Source organism: Flavobacterium sp. (genome assembly GCF_040382755.1).
Taxonomy (GTDB): domain Bacteria; phylum Bacteroidota; class Bacteroidia; order Flavobacteriales; family Flavobacteriaceae; genus Flavobacterium.
On record NZ_JBEIET010000178.1, the window covers coordinates 1 to 3,086 of the forward strand.

The following is a 3,086-nucleotide window of genomic DNA, read 5'->3' on the forward strand; positions in this document are numbered from 1 at the left end:
ATAAGAAAATAATCCCGCATTAACATCGTCTAGTCTGTCGGCTTTATCTTTAAAAGAATGTGCTAATGTTAAACGCTGAAACGGAAAAAAACAGCTCAAATACCAAGAAAGTTCAGCCGTTTGAGGCACATCAGACTGGCGGTAAAAAACTACACGATTTGTATCTAAACCACATGCAAGCCAAGCAGCAGCTACACTATAGGTGTTTTGTCTTAATTCTGCACCATTTTTGATTTGCGTAATCGAATGCAAATCGGCAATAAAAAGAAAAGATTCGTTATCAGGATTTTTTGCCATTTCAATAGCAGGTAAAATTGCACCTAATAAATTACCTAAGTGTGGTGTTCCTGTGCTTTGAATTCCGGTTAAGATTTTTGCCATTTTGATTCTTGTTTTTGCAAATGTAAGTTTTTAAGTAAAAAGAGCCAAGTAAAAAGGTGCAAGTAAAAAGAATAAGTTTTTTAAAATTGTTTACTTTTGAAAATCGAATACTATCTGAGAAATGAAATTATTAAAATATCCGTTTTGGTTGCTATACCGTATCTGGTTTTACCTATTGGTATTGCTGCCTATAATTGTGTTATTTCCCCTTATATTAATTACTATTTTAAGCGAAAAAACATATCCGTTGTTTTTTAAAATTGCACGACTTTGGGCTCGAGTTATTTTAATTGGAATGGGATTTAGATATTCTATAAAAGGCACTGAAAATTTTGAAGCAGGTAAAAGTTATATGTTGGTAGCCAATCATACTTCAATGACGGATATTATGTTGATGTTGTTAGCTGTAAAAAATCATCCGTTTGTATTTGTTGGAAAAAAAGAATTGGTTAACATTCCCATTTTTGGATTTATTTACAAACGTGTTTGTATTTTGGTTGACCGAGAAAATAGTAAAAGTCGTTTCGCTGTTTTTGAACGAGCACAAAACAGAATTCAACAAGGTTTGAGTATTTGTATTTTTCCTGAAGGCGGTGTGCCTGATGAAAGTATACTTTTAGATGAATTTAAAGATGGTGCTTTCCGAATTGCAATTGAACATCAACTCACAATTATTCCGTTAACTTTTTATGATAACAAAAAACGATTTTCGTACACGTTTTTTAGTGGTTCACCAGGAAAAATGAGAGCCAAAATTCATCCACCCATAGAAACAAATGGAAAAACGATGGACGATAAACTTCATTTAAAGCAACAAGTTAGAGACATCATTTTAACCGAACTTCAAAAATAATAAGCATAAAAAAACGCCTAATATAGGCGTTTTAATTATTGTACTACAACAGAAAATTCTTCATAAAGATTAACTCCGTTGGCATCTTTTCCTTTCCAAAATTTTAAAAGATAAGTTCCTGCTGTAGCTGGCTTAAATCTTAAAATTTGTGTTTGCAATTGGTTTAGTAACGGCAAACAGCCTTGTTCTTCTATCACGTAATTTAGTACGGCAATAGTTCTATTAAAACCGTCTCGGGTGTAATAAAAACCTTCAAAACCGTGACAACTTGAAGGTCTTGAATACGTTACTTCTATTTCGTTTACGGTATTTGCAGTAAAGGTTGTCGGTAAAACCACCGATTCTACTTTTAGTAATTCTAAATGAACTCTCGGCCCATCAGGTTCTTGTGTACAAGAGAAAGATAGTGCAATAATACAGATAAGTGCTATTAATTTTTTCATAATACAACTTTTTAAAAATTCCGAATCTTCAATTTGGTTTTAATCAAAAAACCATCCTAAAAAGGATGATTTCTTGTGTTATGCGTTTTGTTCTTTTAGTAATTCTTTAATTTTAACTTCTAACTCATCCATTAATTCTGGATTGTCTTTTATTAATTGTTTTACAGAATCTCTTCCTTGTCCTAATTTGGTTTCACCATAACTAAACCAAGAACCACTTTTCTTAATAATTTCAAAATCTACGGCTAAGTCTAAAACTTCACCAACTTTAGAAACCCCTTCGCCATACATAATGTCAAATTCTGCAGTTCTAAAAGGTGGTGCTACTTTATTTTTTACAATTTTCACTTTCGTTCTGTTTCCAATTACATTGTCGCCGTCTTTGATTTGCGAAGAACGTCGGATGTCAATTCTTATCGAAGCATAAAACTTCAATGCGTTTCCACCGGTTGTAGTTTCTGGACTTCCAAACATTACCCCAATTTTATCTCTCAACTGATTGATAAAAAACACGGTACATTTTGTTTTATGAATGGTTCCTGTTAATTTTCTTAACGCTTGCGACATCAAACGGGCGTGTAATCCCATTTTACTATCACCCATATCGCCTTCAATTTCACTTTTTGGTGTCAATGCGGCAACCGAGTCAATTACTACAATATCTACAGCACCTGAACGAATTAAACTTTCAGCAATTTCTAATGCTTGTTCTCCGTTATCAGGTTGAGAGATAATTAAATTATCAATATCAATACCTAATTTTTCCGCATAAAAACGGTCAAAGGCGTGTTCTGCATCAATAAATGCGGCAATTCCACCTGCTTTTTGTGCTTCTGCTATGGCGTGTAAGGTTAGGGTCGTTTTACCAGATGATTCTGGTCCGTAAATTTCGATAATTCTTCCTTTCGGATATCCATTTACACCCAATGCAATGTCTACACCTAAAGAACCTGACGAAATGGTTTCTACTTCTTCTACAGCAGAATCGCCCATTTTCATTACAGCTCCTTTACCGTACGTTTTGTCTAATTTGTCTAATGTCAGTTGTAAGGCTTTTAATTTTGCTTCTTTTTCTGTGCTCATAATAATTAATTTTTCGTAAAAATACAGAATTTTTTTATTGCAACAAATTTTGTTTGTAAGTTTCTTGTTGCATTTCAATTAAAAATATTTTTACCTTTGCTACCAAATTCTTCCATTTAGAATTTGTTTATTTATTTCTTTAAGTCGTGATAATCACGTCTCTAACCTTAAAATGTTTATAGCATGCAACTGTACAACACCTTAAGCGCGGAAGAAAGAGCCAAGTTAATTGACCAAGCCGGTCAACGATTAACGCTTTCTTTTTATGCGTATGCCAAAATTGAAAATCCAACACAATTTAGAAATGATTTGTTTTTAAAATGGAA

General features: G+C 33.1%; 4 protein-coding genes and 1 pseudogene. 2 read left to right on the plus strand and 3 right to left on the minus strand.

What is annotated here, in order from left to right:
* Positions 1–381 (minus strand): tryptophan--tRNA ligase (locus ABWO04_RS10770; protein WP_502903988.1); only part of this gene is annotated, 381 nt, incomplete at its 3' end.
* Between the two features lie 121 nt (positions 382–502).
* Here ABWO04_RS10770 and ABWO04_RS10775 point away from each other — a divergent pair.
* Positions 503–1,234, plus strand: coding sequence for a lysophospholipid acyltransferase family protein (locus tag ABWO04_RS10775; protein ID WP_353079705.1), 732 nt, complete (start codon positions 503–505; stop codon positions 1,232–1,234).
* Between the two features lie 35 nt (positions 1,235–1,269).
* On the opposite strand, the gene ABWO04_RS10780 is transcribed toward ABWO04_RS10775, so the two are convergent.
* Together ABWO04_RS10780 and recA are read right to left on the minus strand one after the other, a co-directional pair.
* The gene (locus ABWO04_RS10780) at positions 1,270–1,677 is read right to left on the minus strand and encodes a hypothetical protein (RefSeq protein ID WP_353079706.1); all 408 of its coding nucleotides are present in this window, start codon (positions 1,675–1,677) and stop codon (positions 1,270–1,272) included.
* A 78-nt stretch (positions 1,678–1,755) separates the two neighbouring features.
* Positions 1,756–2,760: a recombinase RecA gene (gene recA, locus ABWO04_RS10785; protein WP_291242689.1), complete on the minus strand. Its 1,005-nt coding sequence runs from the start codon at positions 2,758–2,760 to the stop codon at positions 1,756–1,758.
* 183 nt (positions 2,761–2,943) lie between these two features.
* Between recA and ABWO04_RS10790 the strand changes: the two are divergent.
* Positions 2,944–3,086: pseudogene (locus tag ABWO04_RS10790) on the plus strand (oxygen-dependent tRNA uridine(34) hydroxylase TrhO); the annotation flags it as partial.